Below are 15294 nucleotides of genomic sequence, written 5' to 3'. Positions count from 1 at the left end.
TGGAGTGAGAAGCGCGGCGCGTTGCAAGAAAGACCGCCGTCTCAGCGCTCGCCAGCCAGTCGGCCGGGCAATGGCTTCAGCGGGTAATGCGCCCAGTAAAAGGCGTCCGACTGATACATGTCGGTCAAAAAATTCTGTGCCTCGGCGATCTTGCCGCCCTTGATGCGGAACATCAGCGCATAGAGCTGGTCGATCTCGGGACCTGAGCCGACATTCGACCAGCCGCGATGGACATCGACGACGAGGTCGCCCTGCGCCTGGAAGAAGATCGGCTCGGCCTTGAATTTGCCGCCGGCCAGTCCGCGGAAGAAGGCGACCACCTGATCCGGCCCACGCTTGTCGCCGGCGAGCGGATGATGGCCGGGAATGCGCCACACGATGTCGGCCGCGAGGAAGGGCCGGACGGCCTCAGGATTGCCGGTCGCGTAAGCTGCGTAATAGTCCTTGATGAGCTGGATGTTCCTGTCTTCCAACGGGCCGCCGTTCGCTGGGGCGGCAGACACCGCCAGCAGAGCGCCGGCGGCGAGTGAAGCGAGCCTGGTCATCGGTCCTGTCTCCTTGCCCGTTCGGGCCATCGCAACAGCGAGGTCCGTTCTTCGGACCCAACATGACGGCTTTTGTTCGCCGGAAAAACCAGTAGAGTTCGACAGGGCTATTTGGAAAATCCTTACAATGCGTCTCGACCAATTCAGCGGCATCGTCGCCTTCGTAAAAGTTGCGGAGGCCAAAAGCTTCACCCACGCCGCCGCCGAGCTCGGCGTCGCTCCGGCCTCGTTGAGCGAGGCCGTCAAGGGGCTCGAGGAGCGCCTGGGGGTGCGGCTGCTCAACCGCACGACCCGCAGCGTCGGCTTGACCGAGGCAGGCGCCCAGTACCTCGACCATGTGCGCCCGGCAGCCGAAGACATCTGGGCGGCTGGTGCGGCGCTGCGCGAGACCCGCGATCGTCCTGCCGGCACGCTGCGCCTCAGCCTGCCCTGGATCGCCGCCCCGCTGCTGATCGAACCATTGATGCGGCCGTTCATGGATGCTTATCCAGAAGTGCGGCTCAATCTGATCTTCGACGACAGCTTCGTCGACATCGCCGCCGAGGGGTTCGATGCCGGCCTGCGCATCGGCGAGCTTCTCGAGAAAGATATGATCGGCGCGCGCCTGGGCGGGCCCCTGCAGATGGTCGTGGTGGGCAGCCCGGACTATCTGGCGCGCAACGGTACGCCGAAGCGGCCGGCCGACCTCGCCGCCCATCGCTGCATCGCATTCGCCCTCACCCGCACCCGCGCGATTTCGCCCTGGGAGTTCACCGTGGATGGACGCGAAGTCGCTTTCACACCGGGCGCATGTCTGGTCGTGAACACGCTTCCGCTGTGCATTACTGCTGCCGCGCAAGGGCTTGGCCTCGCCTTCGCGGTCGAGGGGCTCGCCGCGCCGCTTCTTGCCTCAGGCGCGCTGGTCAAGGTGCTGGAGCCTTTCTGTCCCGCTTACGAGCCGCTCCACCTCTATTATCCCAGCCGCCGCCTGGTACCGCCGAAGCTGCGGACCTTCATCGACTTCGTCCGCGCGAATTCTCACAAGCTGCTGATCTGATGTGGCTTTGCGAGAACCCGGCCCCGTTCAGCCCCAGGCGCCGACCATCTGTCTGGTAGTTGCGTTGAGACGGTTGAATGCATTGATCAGGGCAATCTGGACGACCAGTGCGGCAAGCGCCTTTTCGTCATAGTGCCGGGCGGCTTCATCCCAGACCGCATCCGGCACCGGATCCGGCCGGTCGGCCAACCGGGTTGCCGCCTCGGTCAGCGCCAGCGCGGCGCGCTCGGCGTCGGTGAAGTAAGGTGTTTCCCGCCAGGCCGACACGGTGAAGACGCGCTCGTCCTTTTCACCGGCCTTCTTCAATTCGCGTGCATGCATATCGATACAGACACTGCATCCGTTGATCTGGCTGGCGCGCAAATGGACGAGCTTGCGCGTCACATAGGACAGATCGGCCGTTTCCGTCGACTTGTCCAGCGCGAGCAGCGCCTGCAGGGCGCCAGGAATGAGCATCACCGGGTTTTTCAATCGTGCTTGCATAGTGGTCTCCTTCGGGCGTGTTTTCTCAAGCCCGGACGACGAACATCCGGGGTCTCGATATTTCTTGGTTCTGTCAGTTCGCCGGCCGCCGCGTTGCGGCAAGGCGAGCGCCGGGATATTCAGCTTTGCGAGGCAGTCACCCGCTCAAGCCGCTCGAGAATGCGCGGCCAACCGCTTCCCATGCCGATGTAGCCGCGCTCGTCCTCGGACCGGAACCCGGAATGCTCCATGCGCACCCGCGTCGCTTTACCTTCGGGCGTCAACGACCATGTCACCACGGTCTTCAGACCGCTGTCGGATTCGGTGCCGTCGCCCCAGCTGTAGGCGAGCAGGCGTGGCGGCTCGATCTTCAGCACCTCGCAGTTCGTCACGCCGGACCAGCCAGGCACCGGCGTCGCGCGAAAGGTAAAGCGATGGCCTTGCTCAGGCGCAAAGTCGTTCTCCATCAGCCATTCGGCAACCAGATGCCGCACCGTCAGTGCGCGCCATATCTTTTCAGCCGCATGCGGGATCAGACGCTCGACGACAATGGATTTGGTTTCGATTGTGGTTGCTTCAGTCATGACTTCGGACCCGTTGTTTGCGGTTTGGCTGGGCTATTCAACAACGCGCTCTCCATGAGAACCAATAACCCATCAGCTATGAGTTACGTATAACGCTTAAGTTATGAATGTGTCAAGCGGCGGAATGGCAGGCGCGCCCGCAAGCACATTGAGCCCACAGTTCCGGCTTTCATCGCACCATGCCCGATGCTACCGCTGGCCAGCTGAAATCATCAACGGAACTCTCATGACCGAGACCGAACGCCCTCGCCTGCCGCTGATCGAGATCTGCGTCGAAGGCATAGACGGCCTGCTGGCCGCGCAAGCCGCCGGTGCCGACCGCGTCGAGCTCTGTGCCAGCTTGGTCGAGGGCGGTATCACGCCGAGCTTCGGCACCGTGCGCACGGCGCTTGAATTAGCGACGATCCCGTTCCACGTTATCGTGCGGCCGCGTGGCGGCGATTTTCTCTATAGCGAGGCCGAATATCGTTCGATGCTCGCCGATGTCCGAGCGCTTGCCGAGCTCAGCGTGGCCGGTGTCGTTATCGGCTGCCTCGCTGCCGACGGCACGATCGATGAGCAGCGCATGAGCGAACTGGCGCAGGCAGCGGGGAGCTTGAACGTCACCTGCCACCGCGCCTTCGACATGACCCGCGACCCGACAGAGGCGCTGGAAGCGCTGATCCGCTGCAAAGTCGGTCGCGTGCTGACCAGCGGCCAGCGCGACACGGCGCTGGAGGGCGCGGACCTGCTCGCCGATCTGGTCAGGCAGGCTGGCGACCGCATCATCATCCTCGGCTGCGGCGGGCTCGACCCGCAGAACATTGCCGAGGTGCGGCGGAAAACCGGAGTGAGCGAAATGCACTTCGCCGCGCTCAAGGACGTGCCGAGCGCCATGCGCTATCGCAACCCGAAAGTCGGAATGGGCGGCACCGACCTCGACCGCGAATACCGCAACACCGTGACCGACGAGGTACTGGTGGCGGCGACCATCGCCGCTGCCCGGGCATGATCCTGGAAGACAGAAGAAAGAAAATGATTGAAACGCGATTGCCGATCGAGCTGGTTTTGCCGCGGGATGAGCCCGCAATCCTCGCGCTCAACAACGAGCACGCTGCGGAATTATCATGGCTCGAACCTGAGCGCCTTTCCTTCCTGCTCGGCGAAGCGTTTTACGCGCGCCGTATCGGTGCACTCGAAGCCTTCATCATGACCTTCGACCAGGACGCAAGCTACGACAGCCCGAATTTCCTGTGGTTTCGCGAGCGCTATCCGCGCTTCGTCTATGTCGATCGCGTCGTGGTCGGCGCCAATGCGCGCGGCCGGGGTCATGCCCGCCGGCTGTACGAGGATCTGTTCGAGCAGGCGTCACGCGCCGGCCAGGCGATCGTCACTTGCGAGGTCAATGCCGAGCCACCCAATCCGGCTTCGGACGCCTTCCACGCGGCACTCGGCTTCATGGAAGTGGGCGACGCGGTAATCCACGGCGGCAAGAAAGCCGTGCGGTATTATCTAAGACGGATCGCCGGCTGAACGGCAGCCGCCTCGCCCTACCAATTGCGGTTCAGCCAGGAGCGGGTCGGCTTTTCGACGATGTAGTAGCTGCACAGAGCGCAAGCGAACGCCGCCGCCAACATCAGCCACGGCGAACTGCCTTGTATGTCGACGAATTGATAAAAGGGCTGCTGCCAAAGATAGAGCGAATACGACCACAGCCCCAGCATCGTCATCGGCCGGGAGGATAGAAACCAGGTCAGATACCAGCTGCTGAAGTCGAGCGAGTTGACGGCGAGGGCCAACAGCGGCACCGCGACCAGATAGTGGATCGGGGTTGGCACGGCAGCCATGAACACTAGAACCGCCACGACAGCGGCCCCCAGGGCGGCATGCGGGCCCTTGAGCAGCGCCGGCAGCCTGTCATCGGCCTTGAGCAGGCATATCACCGCTGACAGCAGGATCGAGGCGATGTGCACGTCGGTGCGCCAATAGGTGGACTCGTAGCCTATTCCGAGCACCCAGTAGGAGATGGCGCCGTTTGCCATGGCCAGCACCGACAATGCGCCGAGCAGCACGATGACCCGGGACCGCCCCGAGACGACGACGCTGATCAGCGCCAGGATGATATAGGCATGCTCTTCGACGCAGAGCGACCAGATATGGTCGAGCGCGCCGGCGCGGGTGACGAGAATTCCGGCGTAGTTGTAAGTGAACGTCAGCGCCGTCAGCGCCGCCTTCCACTTGAAGGCGATGAATGTGCCGGACAAGGCAACCATCGCGGCGACGACGAAAACCATCAGTGCCGGGTAGATGCGGGAGAACCGGCGCTTGAAGAATTTCTTCAGCGGATAGTGTTCGACAAACAGGATCTCGGCCATCAGCCGGCCGCTGAGCACGAAGAAGAATTCGACGCCCAAGACGCCGAGATTGATGCCGGGACCGGGGAAGAAATGGCCGATCAGCACCAGCGCGATCGACAGGCCGCGCCAGCCGTCGAGATAGGCAAGCCTGGTTCTTGCCGAGCTGTCGGCAATAGGCCTGGACACGACAAGACGCGTCGCGGAGATATCCGTCATGCCGGTCCCTTCATTGAACCTGCGAAAGGCGGGCTGGAGGCCGCATTCCCTCCAGCTATATTGCAGCGCACCAGAACTTTGTGCAAGTGCGAGATAACGACACGCCCGAAGTACGGGGACGGACAGAAAGGGCCGTCAAGGCCCCTTCCCAAAACCGACGGTCGGTGGTCTCAGGCGTTGGTGGCAGGCGCTGCGAGCAGGGCCAGCTTATTGCCAAATAGTGTATCGCCATCTTGGCCGGCTAAAGCACAATTATAGCGATTTCCGCGGCGCCGCGCGGCGGGCGTGGCTCATCTGAGATGCAATGCCTTGCCCGGTGATCCAAATCGGCCGAATGTGCCAGGACAGATGCATTGAAACAGAGACACTGCATGACAGGCTTCGTCCTTCCCCTGCCCGCAACCCCGTCGGTGGCCGTCGCCGGCTCACTGGAGCGTTTTGCGGTGCGCCGGATCTTCTGCGTCGGCCGCAACTACGCCGCCCATGCCCGCGAGTTCGGCAATGACGAGCGCGACCCGCCCTTCTTCTTCACCAAGCCGGGTGATGCGGTGGTCGATGCAGCAATCGGATCTGGCACGACGATCCCCTACCCGCCACTGACCCAAAACCTGCATCACGAGATCGAATTGGTCGTCGCGATCGGCAGAGCCGGCTTCCGCATCCCCCGCGAGCGCGCGCTGGACCATGTCTGGGGTTACGGCGTCGGCGTCGACCTGACCCGCCGCGACCTTCAGGACGAAGCGAAGAAGGCGGCACGGCCGTGGGACTGGTCGAAAGCCTTCGACCGTTCCGCCCCTTGTGGCCCGCTGGTCCCGGCGCAAAAATCCGGTCATCCCGAAAAGGGCCGCATCTGGCTCGCCGTCGACGGCGAGATCAGGCAGGACGGCGACCTTGCCGAACTGATCTGGCCGGTTCCCGACATCGTCTCGATTTGCAGCGAGGCGGTAGAGCTTAAACCCGGCGACCTGATCTTCACCGGAACGCCGGCTGGCGTCGGCGCCGTTGGGCCGGGCGAAAAGATCACCGGCGGCGTCGACGGCATCGGCGAAATCGAATTGACCATCGGCCAACCGGACCCATGATCTGATGAGCGACATCGTCCTTCACAACTACTACCGGTCCTCGACGTCTTACCGGGTGCGGATCGCACTGGAGATGAAGGGCCTGACCTACAACTACGTGCCGCATCATTTGCGGCACGGCGAGCATCGGGAGCCCGCCTACCTCGCGGTCAATCCGCAAGGGCTGGTGCCGGCGCTGGTCCTGGGCGACGGCACGCTCCTGACGCAGTCGCTGGCGATCATCGAATTTCTCGACGAGACCACGCCAGAGCCGCCGTTGCTGCCCAAGGATGCACCGGGCCGGGCTCGCGTCAGGATGCTGGCCCAGATGATCGCGTGCGACATCCATCCGGTGAACAATCTGCGCGTGCTGACCTCATTGCGGACGCTGTTCGGCGCCGGCGACCAGGATGTCGCCAACTGGTTCCGGCATTGGGTGAACGAAGGTTTCCAGCCGCTTGAAAAGATTCTGGCTTCGTCCGCCGAGACAAAGACATTCAGCCATGGCGATAAGCCGGGACTGGCCGACATCTGCCTCGTCGCACAGATCACCAGCAATGCCCGTTTCGGCGTTGACATGACGCCCTACCCGACGATCTCGCGCATCAATGCCGCCTGCATGGCGCTGCCGGCGTTCCAGAAGGCCGCGCCGGAAAACCAGATCGATGCCGAGTAAACCGCAAATTGCATGACGTGATGAGGAACTGCCGATGAAAGCCGTCGTCTTCGAAAAATTCGGCGAGGCGCCGACGATCCAGACGGTGCCGGATCCGACGCCTTCGCCGGAAGGCGTCGTCATCAAGGTCGAGGCGACTGGCCTCTGCCGCAGCGACTGGCATGGCTGGATGGGCCACGACGACGGCATCCGCCTGCCGCATGTGCCGGGCCACGAACTGGCCGGCGTCGTGGTCTCCACAGGCAGCCAGGTGACCCGCTGGAAGACCGGCGAGCGCGTCACCGTGCCGTTCGCCGTCGGCTGCGGCCGCTGTTTTGAATGCACCTCGGGCAATCACCAGGTTTGCGAACACCAGTTCCAGCCCGGCTTCACTGCCTGGGGATCGTTCGCCGAATATGTCGCCATCGACCATGCCGACACCAATCTCGTGCGCTTGCCCGACGAGATGGAATTCGCCACCGCCGCCAGCCTCGGCTGCCGCTTCGTCACCTCGTTCCGCGCCATCGTCGACCAGGGCCGAGTGACGCCCGGCGAATGGGTGGCCGTGCATGGCTGCGGCGGCGTCGGCCTGTCGGCGATCATGATCGCCAGCGCCATGGGCGCCAATGTCGTTGCCATCGACCTGACCGACGAGAAGCTGGACTTCGCCAAAACGATCGGCGCGGTGGCGACGATCAACGCGGCAAAGACGCCGAACGTGGTCAAGGCGGTCAAGCAGATCACCAATGGCGGCGCGCATATGTCGATGGACGCGCTCGGCCATCCGACGACGTCGTTCAACTCGATCGCGAACCTGCGCCGGCGCGGCCGCCATGTGCAGGTCGGCCTGATGCTCGGCGAGCATGCCAGGCCGCAGATACCGATGGACAAGGTGATCGCCTTCGAGCTCGAGATCCGCGGCAGCCACGGCATGCAGGCGTTTCGCTACCAGGCGATGATGGAGATGATCCGCACCGGCAAGCTTAAGCCCGAACTGCTGGTCGGCAAGAAGATCAGCCTCGAGGAGGCGCCGGCCGCATTGATGGCGATGGGCGGCTTCGAAGGCATCGGCATCGGCGTGGTGACCCGATTCTAGATCAGCGACCCGAGTCTGGATTAGCGGAGAAAGGCGCAGACCTCCCGCACGCAGGCGCGTAACCAGCGTTGTGCCGGATCGGCATCGAGCCGCGGATGCCAGAGCATCGAGATCGTGACCTCGGCAACATCGACCGGCAACGGAAAGCTGAACATGCCCGTGCGCGCGCCTAGCGTGTGCCGCTCGGGGACGCTGGCGATCAAATCGGAGGCGCGCGCCATGGCGAGCGTGGCCGAGAAGCTGGAAACCATGCACACAACCGTCCGCTGGAGGCCCAGCAGTTTCAAGGCCTCGTCGATCGGGCCTTTTTCGCGACCACGCCGCGAAACGCTGATGTGGCGGCCGGCCGCATAGCGTTCCGGCGTCACCGGACCCTCGCTCAGCTCATGGCCCGTTCGCACCGCACCGATGAAGCGGTCGCGAAACAGCGCCTGAATACGCATTTCAGGGCTCGTTTCACCGGCAACCCCGATTTCGAGATCAATCCCTGCGTCGCGCAGCGACATGTCGTTCCTGTCGGATTTCGGCGCAAAACGCAGCCGCACGCCAGGCGCATTCGCTTCGATACGGGCGACGAGACGCGGCGCGAATTCCTCGACGAAGCTTTCATTGGCGCGCAGCGTAAAAACCCTGTCGAGACCTGAGAGGTCGAGGAGCCTGGCGGGAAGCAGGAGCGCTTCGGCTTCCTGGACGACTCGGCCTGCCTGCTGCTGCAATTCCTGCGCGCGCGGTGTCGCAACCAGGCCACGGCCGGCCCGGACCAGCAATGGATCGCCTGTCGCTTGGCGCAGCCGCGCCAGCGTCCGGCTCATCGCCGACGGACTGAGGTGCAGCCGCGCGGCAGCGCGGGCGACGCTGCCCTCGCTCAGCAGCACATCGAGGGCGACAAGCAGATTGAGATCGGGTGACGACATGGAAGGACCATAACACAGCTCAGCCGTGATGTAGCGTTTCATGCACGAATAAGATGCAAATGCTGCGCCTTTCGCCACATCAAGCAGGGGAATAGCTTCCGACAGCTCCGGTTTTGGGGGCTTGCCGGCAGAGGAGTTCACCGTGGCATCGACCGCTGAAAAGAGCTGGGCTGAAAAGGCCGGGGCTGAAAAGATCGGGAATGAAACGGCCCCGGTGAGCGTCCGCTCGGCCCGATGGGCGTTGGCCAGCCTGTCGCTTTCAACGCTGCTGTCGTCGCTCGCCACCAGCATCGCCAGCGTCGGGCTGCCATCGCTGATGCAGGCATTCGGCGCATCGTTCCAGCTCGTGCAATGGGTCGTTCTTGCCTATCTGCTCGCCATCACCACCTTGATCGTCAGCGCCGGGCGACTCGCCGATATATTCGGCCGCCGCCCGCTATTGCTCCGCGGCATTGGCCTGTTCACCTTCGCATCGGTGCTTTGCGGGCTCGCGCCGACGCTCTGGCTGCTGATTGCCGCAAGGGCGGCACAGGGGCTCGGCGCGGCCGTCATGATGGCTCTGACGCTGGCCTTGATCGCCGACACGGTCCCCCGGGAAAAAACCGGCAGCGCCATGGGCCTGCTCGGCGCCATGTCCGCGATCGGCACCACGCTTGGCCCCTCGCTTGGCGGACTGCTGATCGCCGGCCTCGGCTGGCGAGCGATCTTCCTCATCAATCTGCCGTTGGGGGCGCTGGCCTTCGCGCTCGCCTATCGCGTCCTGCCGGCTGGAAAAAAGTCAGCGGAACGAGATCGGCGCGATTTCGACGGCATCGGCACGGCCTTGCTCGCGCTGACGCTAGCCGCCTATGCGCTCGCCATGACCCTTGGGCGCGGCAGTTTTGGTTCTCTCAATGTCGGCTTGCTGGTTGCCGCCGCCGTGGGTGGCCTGCTGTTCGTCATTGCGCAGACAAGGGTCGAGAACCCTTTGATCCAGCCTGCCAGGTTCCGCGACCAGGCGTTGAACGCAAGCCTCGCCATGAGCCTGGTCGTCGCCACCGTGATGATGGCGACGCTGGTGGTCGCGCCATTCTATCTGTCGCGCGCGCTTGGGCTGGACGCAGCCATGGTCGGGCTGGTTCTGTCGGCCGGCCCTCTGGTTACGGCCTTGGCGGCGCTGCCGGCCGGGCGCCTGGTCGATCGTTTCGGGGCGCACCGGATGATGATCGTCGGCCTGCTCGATCTCGCCATTGGTATCTTCATTCTGTCGCAGGCGGAATTCGGTATTGCCGGCTATGTCGCGCCAATCATCATCGTCTGCACCGGCTACAGCCTGTTTCAGACCGCCAACAATTCAGCCGTGATGACCGGCGTCGCGTCCGACCAGCGCGGCGTCGTCTCCGGCCTGCTCAATCTGTCGCGCAATCTCGGCCTGATCACCGGTGCGTCGGTGATGGGCGCGGTGTTTGCCTTCGCATCGGCTGGCGGAGGCGAAGGCACCGGTCGGCAGGTATTGGCATCTGCGGCAGCCGCACGCGGCATGCAGGTCACTTTCCAGGTCGCGACGGCCCTGGTGGTGGCGGCTTTGATCATTGCGATTATTTCTGGTCGCCGCGGCCAGCGCGCTTAGCTGAGCCGCCAGCGACGAACTCCAGCATCAGTTCAGCAGCCCTGAGCGCATGCGTCTCCAGAAGGAAATGGCCTGCGTCGAAGACGTGGGCCTCCATCCGGGGAAGATCCATAAGCCACGATTGAACCTCTGCAATGTCGAAGAAGGCATCGTGGCGACCCCAAAGAAGCATCGCTCGGGGCTGATGTTTCGCCAGATAACCAGCCACCTCCCCGAACCGGTCGACATATCGGCCGTAGTCGGCAATGAGCGCCTTCTGCAGATCAAGTCGTCCCGGCAGGCACATGACCCGCCAGTCTTCAATCCAATTACCTGGATCGATCTGCGCCGCGATCTCGGCTGGCAAGCCGGCGACATACTGGTCGCGGGTTCCTCGAGGGTCAGATGGGCGGTGGCGGCCTGCTCATTCGCCGCATTCGGCTCAGCCCAGAAGTCCAATGTGTCTGCCCATTGCGGACCAAAGCCAGAGCGGTGGGCATTGGCATTCTGGATGATAAGGCCTTCGACGAGTTCCGGAACGCGTATGGCGAGATGAAGCGCGACCGGGGCTCCGAAATCATGCAAATAGAGGAACCTGCGGCCAACGTTGAGACGCGAGAGCAGCTCTTCAATCGCGCTGGCCAGCATGTCGAACGACGGCTCGGGCGGCAGATCGGACGCGCCGAAGCCCGGCAGGTCAGGCGCCACGACATAGACGCTGCCGCAAAGCGGCGCGATCACGTCGCGAAACGTCCGCGACGAGCTAGGAAAGCCGTGCAGCAGGACGAGCGCGGTTTTGGAAGCATCACCGGCCGTCCGGACGGCCACCTCGCCGCCCGAGGACAAGCGTATCTTCTGCACCCCAGGCACCAAATCGTCCCTTTTTCCTCCACGCCGATGCATCACGCTGGCCGATTCGGCGCCTCGGAGACATCGTTCCGCCAGGTCGGCAGCTCCTGGTATCAACTGGACGCGATTGTATCGAGTTCAAGAGTGCGCCGGCGCACCTATCTCGCATATCTCTTGGCGCCGACGACGCAAAGCACGACGGCGGCGGTGACGGCGATCATGGCGGGACTGACCTGCTCATGCAGCAGCGCTGCCGCCAGCCCAAGGCCGAAGAAAGGCTGCAGCAGTTGCAGCTGCCCGACCGCGGCGATGCCGCCTTGCGCCAGGCCGCGATACCAGAACACGAAACCGATCAGCATGCTGAACAGCGACACATACGCCAAACCTATCCACGCGCCCCTGCCGGCACTTTCGAGCGACGGCGGCATGGTGATGAACGTCAGCGCCAGCATGACCGGCAGCGACAGCACCAGCGCCCACGAGATCACCTGCCAGCCGCCGAGCTTGCGCGACAGCGCCGCTCCTTCGGCATAGCCCAATCCGCACACGATGATGGCGGCCAGCATCAAGATGTCGCCGAGCGGCGAGACCGAGAGGCCTTGCGTCACTGCAAAACCGGCAACAAGGGCGCTGCCGAGACACGAGAACAGCCAGAACGCCGGTTTCGGGCGATCACCGCCTCGAACCACGCCGAAGATCGCGGTCGCCAACGGCAACAGGCCGACGAAAATGATCGAGTGAGCCGAATTGATGTGCTTGAGCGCCAGCGCTGTCAGCAGGGGAAAGCCGACCACGACGCCAAGCGCGACGATCGCCAGCGAGAACAGATCTTGCCGCTCCGGTCGCTTCTGGCGAAAAACGAGCAGCAGCGCGAGGCCGAGAATGCCCGCCGAAGCCGCACGGGCGACCGTCACGAACACCGGATCGAAATCCATCACCGCCACGCGCGTCGCCGGAAGCGAACCGCTGAAGATCAGCACGCCTATGAACCCGTTGACCCAGCCGCTCGCCGCCCAGCTACTCGCCGCCCCACCACTCACCGCCTTGTCCATCGATGCCCCGCTCGTTTCGCCCTCTATCGGGCCGGGCGTATGGCTCCGCCAGAGACAATGAGGTACAGTTCGACAAAACCGTCATGGTAGGCTGAGCAGTACGGATGGACGAGCAGACGACAACAGATGAGGGCAGCCGGACGCTTGTCGAAATCGTCATGGCGACGATCAGGCACAGGATCGCCGCGCGCAGCCTGACACCGGGAATGCGGCTGCCTTCGATCCGGGCTTTCGCCAAGGCCATGCAGGTTTCCAAATCCACCGTGGTCGAAGCCTATGAGCGTCTTGCGGCGGAAGGCATGATCCGCTCGCGGCCAGGCTCGGGTTTCTATGCCGCCGGATCGCTGGCTCCGCTGTCACTGGCCGAGATCGGCCCCAGGCTTGACCGTGCTGTCGACCCGCTGTGGGTCTCGCGCCAATCGCTGGAAGCTGGCGACAATGTGCTCAAACCCGGTTGCGGCTGGTTGCCGGCCGCATGGATGCCCGAGGCCGGATTGCGCCGCGCACTGCGGACCATGGCCCGCGCCGACGATGCCGCGCTGACCGATTACGGCACGCCGCTCGGCTTGCCGGCGCTGCGCCATCTGCTGGCGCGGCGCATGGCCGAGCACGGTATCGAAGCCTCCCCGGACCAGATCATGCTGACGGAATCGGGCACCCAGGCGATCGACCTGCTGTGTAGGTTTCTGCTCGAACCGGGTGACACCGTGTTGGTCGACGATCCCTGCTATTTCAACTTCCATGCCCTGTTGCGCGCCCATCGGGCCAAGGTGATCAGCGTTCCCTACACACGCTCGGGGCCGAACATCGAGCTGTTCGCGCAAGCGCTGAACGAGCACCGGCCGCGCCTCTACATCACCAATTCCGCGCTCCACAATCCGACCGGCGCGATATTGTCGCCCGTCGCCGCCCATCGGCTGCTGAAGCTCGCCGACCAGTCGGGGCTGACGATTATCGAGGACGATATCTTCGCCGATTTCGAACATACGCCCGCGCCCCGGCTGGCGGCCTTCGACGGTCTCAGCCGGGTCATCCATATCGGAAGCTTCTCCAAGACGCTTTCGGCATCGGTGCGGTGCGGCTTCATTGCGGCTCCTCGCGACTGGATGGAAGGTTTGACCGATCTCAAGATCGCCACATCCTTTGGCAGCGGGCGGCTTGCATCCGAACTGGTGCTGACGCTGTTGAAGGACGGCCTCTATCGCAAGCACGTCGATCTGCTGCGCGCGCGGCTCTCGCGCGCCGTGGAAGAAACCAGCACCCGCCTGAAGGCCATTGGCGTCATGCCATGGATAGATCAGCCGGCCGGCATGTTTCTGTGGTGCAAGCTGCCGGAGGGGATAGATGCCGCGGATGTCGCCCGTCACGCTTTGTCGGCCAACGTCGTGCTTGCGCCCGGCAATGCGTTCAGCCTGTCTCGGTCGGCCAGCCGTTTCATGCGCTTCAACGTCGCCCAATCGGGAGACGACCGGATTTTCAGGGCGCTTGAACAGGCGATGTCGCGCTGATTTGCACCGCCGCACGCCTGTCTGAGCCCGTGTCCTCGGAGACTGTTTCGAAATTCGCTCTGGCGAGTCATATGGTGGTGGTTTCGAGAACCGGAGCGCAGCGGACATTTAGGTCCGTGAGCACCGGCCTACGCCGGCCGTAGCCTTAACTGCCACGACCGCTGATCAGTGCTTCGGCCGGCGAAGGCCGGAAGCGCAGAAAAGGCGATCAGATGGCCGCCAGAGTAGAGTTTCCAAACGGTCTCTCAGGTGCCGGCCCGCTTGCGGCGTGCGTAAAGCATGACGAGCGTCTCGGCGGTCAGCGCCGGCCTCTGCTCGCCTTCGATCTCGACCGTATTGGAAGCCTTCATCAGATATTGCCCCGGGCCTTTGTCTTCCATCGACAACAGCGTGGTGCGCAGCCTGATTCGCGAGCCGACCCTGACTGGCGCCACGAAACGCACTTTGTCGAAACCGTAGTTGAAAGCGGCCTGCGTGTTTTCGGGTACGATGCCCATCTCAAGCGCCAGCGCGCCGATGATCGACAGGGTCAGATAGCCATGCGCGATCGTGGTGCGAAACGGGCTTTGCCGCTTCGCCCGCTCGGGATCGACATGGATCCATTGATGATCGCCCGTGCATTCGGCAAACTGGTCGATGCGGTGCTGATCGACCAGCGTCCAGTCCGAGACGCCTAATTCCTGCCCGGCCATCGCCCTGAGTTGCTCGAAGGTCGGCGGCGTCGTGGGCCGTATCTGCGTCATTCCTGCTTTCCCGATCGCTTGCCTGTTCCGGACCACGACGGGCCGCCCCTGTCAATTCGCCAGTGCGATTCCAGCCCATAATCTTCGGCCGCGAACCGCCAGTCTTCGCCGCCGGCAAGCGTGCTGCTGGGGAACAGCTTATTTCTTGTCGTGGCCGGCGCGGATCTCCTCCATCGCCTCCTTGATGCGGCTGCGCAGGATTTCGATGGATTCGGTGCCGGACGCCCTCGCCAGTTCGGCCATCTCGCCGGCATTCTTCAGCGCGGTCTCGAAGGATCTCCTGGCGAACGCCGCCTGCTTCTGCATCATTTCCTGGGGATTGCCGGGCGCCCTGTAGTTTTGTGCCATGTCGGTGATTTCGCGCAGCGTGTCCTGTAGCATCTCGCGTTGCCTGGACAACAGCGCCGACGCTCCGGCGGCACTCGCCCTGGCCGACTTCTCCAGCGCTTCCAGGTTCTTGGCGTGGTGGGCGAGGATCGCCTCGACATCGACATTCGGCAGCTTCAGGTCGCGGCCGAACTTGCCGAACATGTCGATAAAGGACTCGGAATCCGGTCGTTTTGCCATGCTGGTGCTCTCCCCCTGTTGCCGTGAACGCCGCCACTGCACGGAAGATAGTGCAGCGAAGCTCAGCGGTCCATTCGGACGA

17 protein-coding genes are annotated in these 15294 nt (G+C 63.6%); 8 read left to right on the top strand and 9 right to left on the bottom strand.

The features are described 5' to 3' along the window. Positions 1–41 precede the first annotated feature (41 nt). A complete protein-coding gene (locus tag NKH01_RS01485; protein ID WP_353018607.1) occupies positions 42–545 on the bottom strand; it encodes a nuclear transport factor 2 family protein in 504 nt (167 codons plus the stop codon). A 127-nt stretch (positions 546–672) separates the two neighbouring features. Between NKH01_RS01485 and NKH01_RS01480 the strand changes: the two genes are divergently transcribed. Then, a complete protein-coding gene (locus NKH01_RS01480) occupies positions 673–1581 on the top strand; it encodes a LysR family transcriptional regulator (protein WP_353018605.1) in 909 nt (302 codons plus the stop codon). 27 nt (positions 1582–1608) lie between these two features. Here NKH01_RS01480 and NKH01_RS01475 read toward each other — a convergent pair whose 3' ends face one another. Together NKH01_RS01475 and NKH01_RS01470 are read right to left on the bottom strand one after the other, a co-directional pair. Then, positions 1609–2064, bottom strand: coding sequence for a carboxymuconolactone decarboxylase family protein (locus tag NKH01_RS01475; RefSeq protein ID WP_023720025.1), 456 nt, complete (start codon positions 2062–2064; stop codon positions 1609–1611). Between the two features lie 119 nt (positions 2065–2183). Then, positions 2184–2627 (bottom strand): SRPBCC family protein, encoded by a 444-nt coding sequence (locus NKH01_RS01470; RefSeq protein ID WP_352844279.1) that lies wholly within the window; start codon positions 2625–2627, stop codon positions 2184–2186. A gap of 226 nt (positions 2628–2853) precedes the next feature. Between NKH01_RS01470 and NKH01_RS01465 the strand changes: the two genes are divergently transcribed. Both NKH01_RS01465 and NKH01_RS01460 read left to right on the top strand, forming a co-directional pair. Next, positions 2854–3618, top strand: a complete 765-nt coding sequence (locus tag NKH01_RS01465) for a copper homeostasis protein CutC (RefSeq protein ID WP_353018602.1) — start codon at positions 2854–2856, stop codon at positions 3616–3618. Between the two features lie 23 nt (positions 3619–3641). Beyond that, the gene (locus NKH01_RS01460; protein WP_023720022.1) at positions 3642–4139 is read left to right on the top strand and encodes a GNAT family N-acetyltransferase; all 498 of its coding nucleotides are present in this window, start codon (positions 3642–3644) and stop codon (positions 4137–4139) included. A 17-nt stretch (positions 4140–4156) separates the two neighbouring features. Here NKH01_RS01460 and NKH01_RS01455 read toward each other — a convergent pair whose 3' ends face one another. Continuing rightward, positions 4157–5179: an acyltransferase family protein gene (locus NKH01_RS01455; protein WP_353018600.1), complete on the bottom strand. Its 1023-nt coding sequence runs from the start codon at positions 5177–5179 to the stop codon at positions 4157–4159. A 371-nt stretch (positions 5180–5550) separates the two neighbouring features. On the opposite strand from NKH01_RS01455, the gene NKH01_RS01450 reads away from it, so the two are divergent. Genes NKH01_RS01450 through NKH01_RS01440 form a run of 3 tightly spaced genes read left to right on the top strand, consistent with a single transcriptional unit; the run spans position 5551 to position 7991 of the window. Further along, positions 5551–6261, top strand: coding sequence for a fumarylacetoacetate hydrolase family protein (locus tag NKH01_RS01450; RefSeq protein ID WP_353018598.1), 711 nt, complete (start codon positions 5551–5553; stop codon positions 6259–6261). A gap of 4 nt (positions 6262–6265) precedes the next feature. Continuing rightward, on the top strand, positions 6266–6916 hold the full coding sequence (gene maiA, locus NKH01_RS01445) for a maleylacetoacetate isomerase (protein WP_353018596.1): 651 nt from the start codon (positions 6266–6268) through the stop codon (positions 6914–6916). Positions 6917–6950: 34 nt separating this feature from the next. Further along, positions 6951–7991, top strand: a complete 1041-nt coding sequence (locus tag NKH01_RS01440; RefSeq protein WP_352844291.1) for a zinc-dependent alcohol dehydrogenase family protein — start codon at positions 6951–6953, stop codon at positions 7989–7991. A gap of 20 nt (positions 7992–8011) precedes the next feature. Here NKH01_RS01440 and NKH01_RS01435 read toward each other — a convergent pair whose 3' ends face one another. Continuing rightward, positions 8012–8905 carry a LysR family transcriptional regulator gene (locus NKH01_RS01435; protein WP_352844293.1) on the bottom strand — a complete coding sequence of 298 codons (894 nt, stop codon included), beginning with the start codon at positions 8903–8905 and terminating at the stop codon, positions 8012–8014. 193 nt (positions 8906–9098) lie between these two features. On the opposite strand from NKH01_RS01435, the gene NKH01_RS01430 reads away from it, so the two are divergent. After that, positions 9099–10514 carry an MFS transporter gene (locus tag NKH01_RS01430; protein ID WP_353019165.1) on the top strand — a complete coding sequence of 472 codons (1416 nt, stop codon included), beginning with the start codon at positions 9099–9101 and terminating at the stop codon, positions 10512–10514. Between the two features lie 27 nt (positions 10515–10541). Here NKH01_RS01430 and NKH01_RS01425 read toward each other — a convergent pair whose 3' ends face one another. Together NKH01_RS01425 and NKH01_RS01420 are read right to left on the bottom strand one after the other, a co-directional pair. Next, entirely contained in the window at positions 10542–11339 is a 798-nt protein-coding gene (locus NKH01_RS01425; RefSeq protein ID WP_353018593.1) for an alpha/beta fold hydrolase, read from the bottom strand. A 161-nt stretch (positions 11340–11500) separates the two neighbouring features. Beyond that, positions 11501–12394, bottom strand: a complete 894-nt coding sequence (locus NKH01_RS01420) for a DMT family transporter (RefSeq protein ID WP_353018590.1) — start codon at positions 12392–12394, stop codon at positions 11501–11503. A 104-nt stretch (positions 12395–12498) separates the two neighbouring features. Here NKH01_RS01420 and NKH01_RS01415 point away from each other — a divergent pair, with 104 nt between their 5' ends. Further along, positions 12499–13902 carry an aminotransferase-like domain-containing protein gene (locus tag NKH01_RS01415; protein WP_353018588.1) on the top strand — a complete coding sequence of 468 codons (1404 nt, stop codon included), beginning with the start codon at positions 12499–12501 and terminating at the stop codon, positions 13900–13902. Positions 13903–14147: 245 nt separating this feature from the next. On the opposite strand, the gene NKH01_RS01410 is transcribed toward NKH01_RS01415, so the two are convergent. Both NKH01_RS01410 and NKH01_RS01405 read right to left on the bottom strand, forming a co-directional pair. Continuing rightward, positions 14148–14645: a MaoC family dehydratase gene (locus NKH01_RS01410; protein WP_023720013.1), complete on the bottom strand. Its 498-nt coding sequence runs from the start codon at positions 14643–14645 to the stop codon at positions 14148–14150. 138 nt (positions 14646–14783) lie between these two features. Next, positions 14784–15212: a phasin family protein gene (locus tag NKH01_RS01405; protein ID WP_023720012.1), complete on the bottom strand. Its 429-nt coding sequence runs from the start codon at positions 15210–15212 to the stop codon at positions 14784–14786. Between the last annotated feature and the right edge of the window lie 82 nt (positions 15213–15294).

Source organism: Mesorhizobium sp. M1403, from assembly GCF_040317695.1.
Lineage (GTDB): Bacteria > Pseudomonadota > Alphaproteobacteria > Rhizobiales > Rhizobiaceae > Mesorhizobium.
The sequence above is the reverse complement of the archived record's forward strand: the minus strand, read 5'-3'. Positions and strand labels throughout refer to the sequence as shown.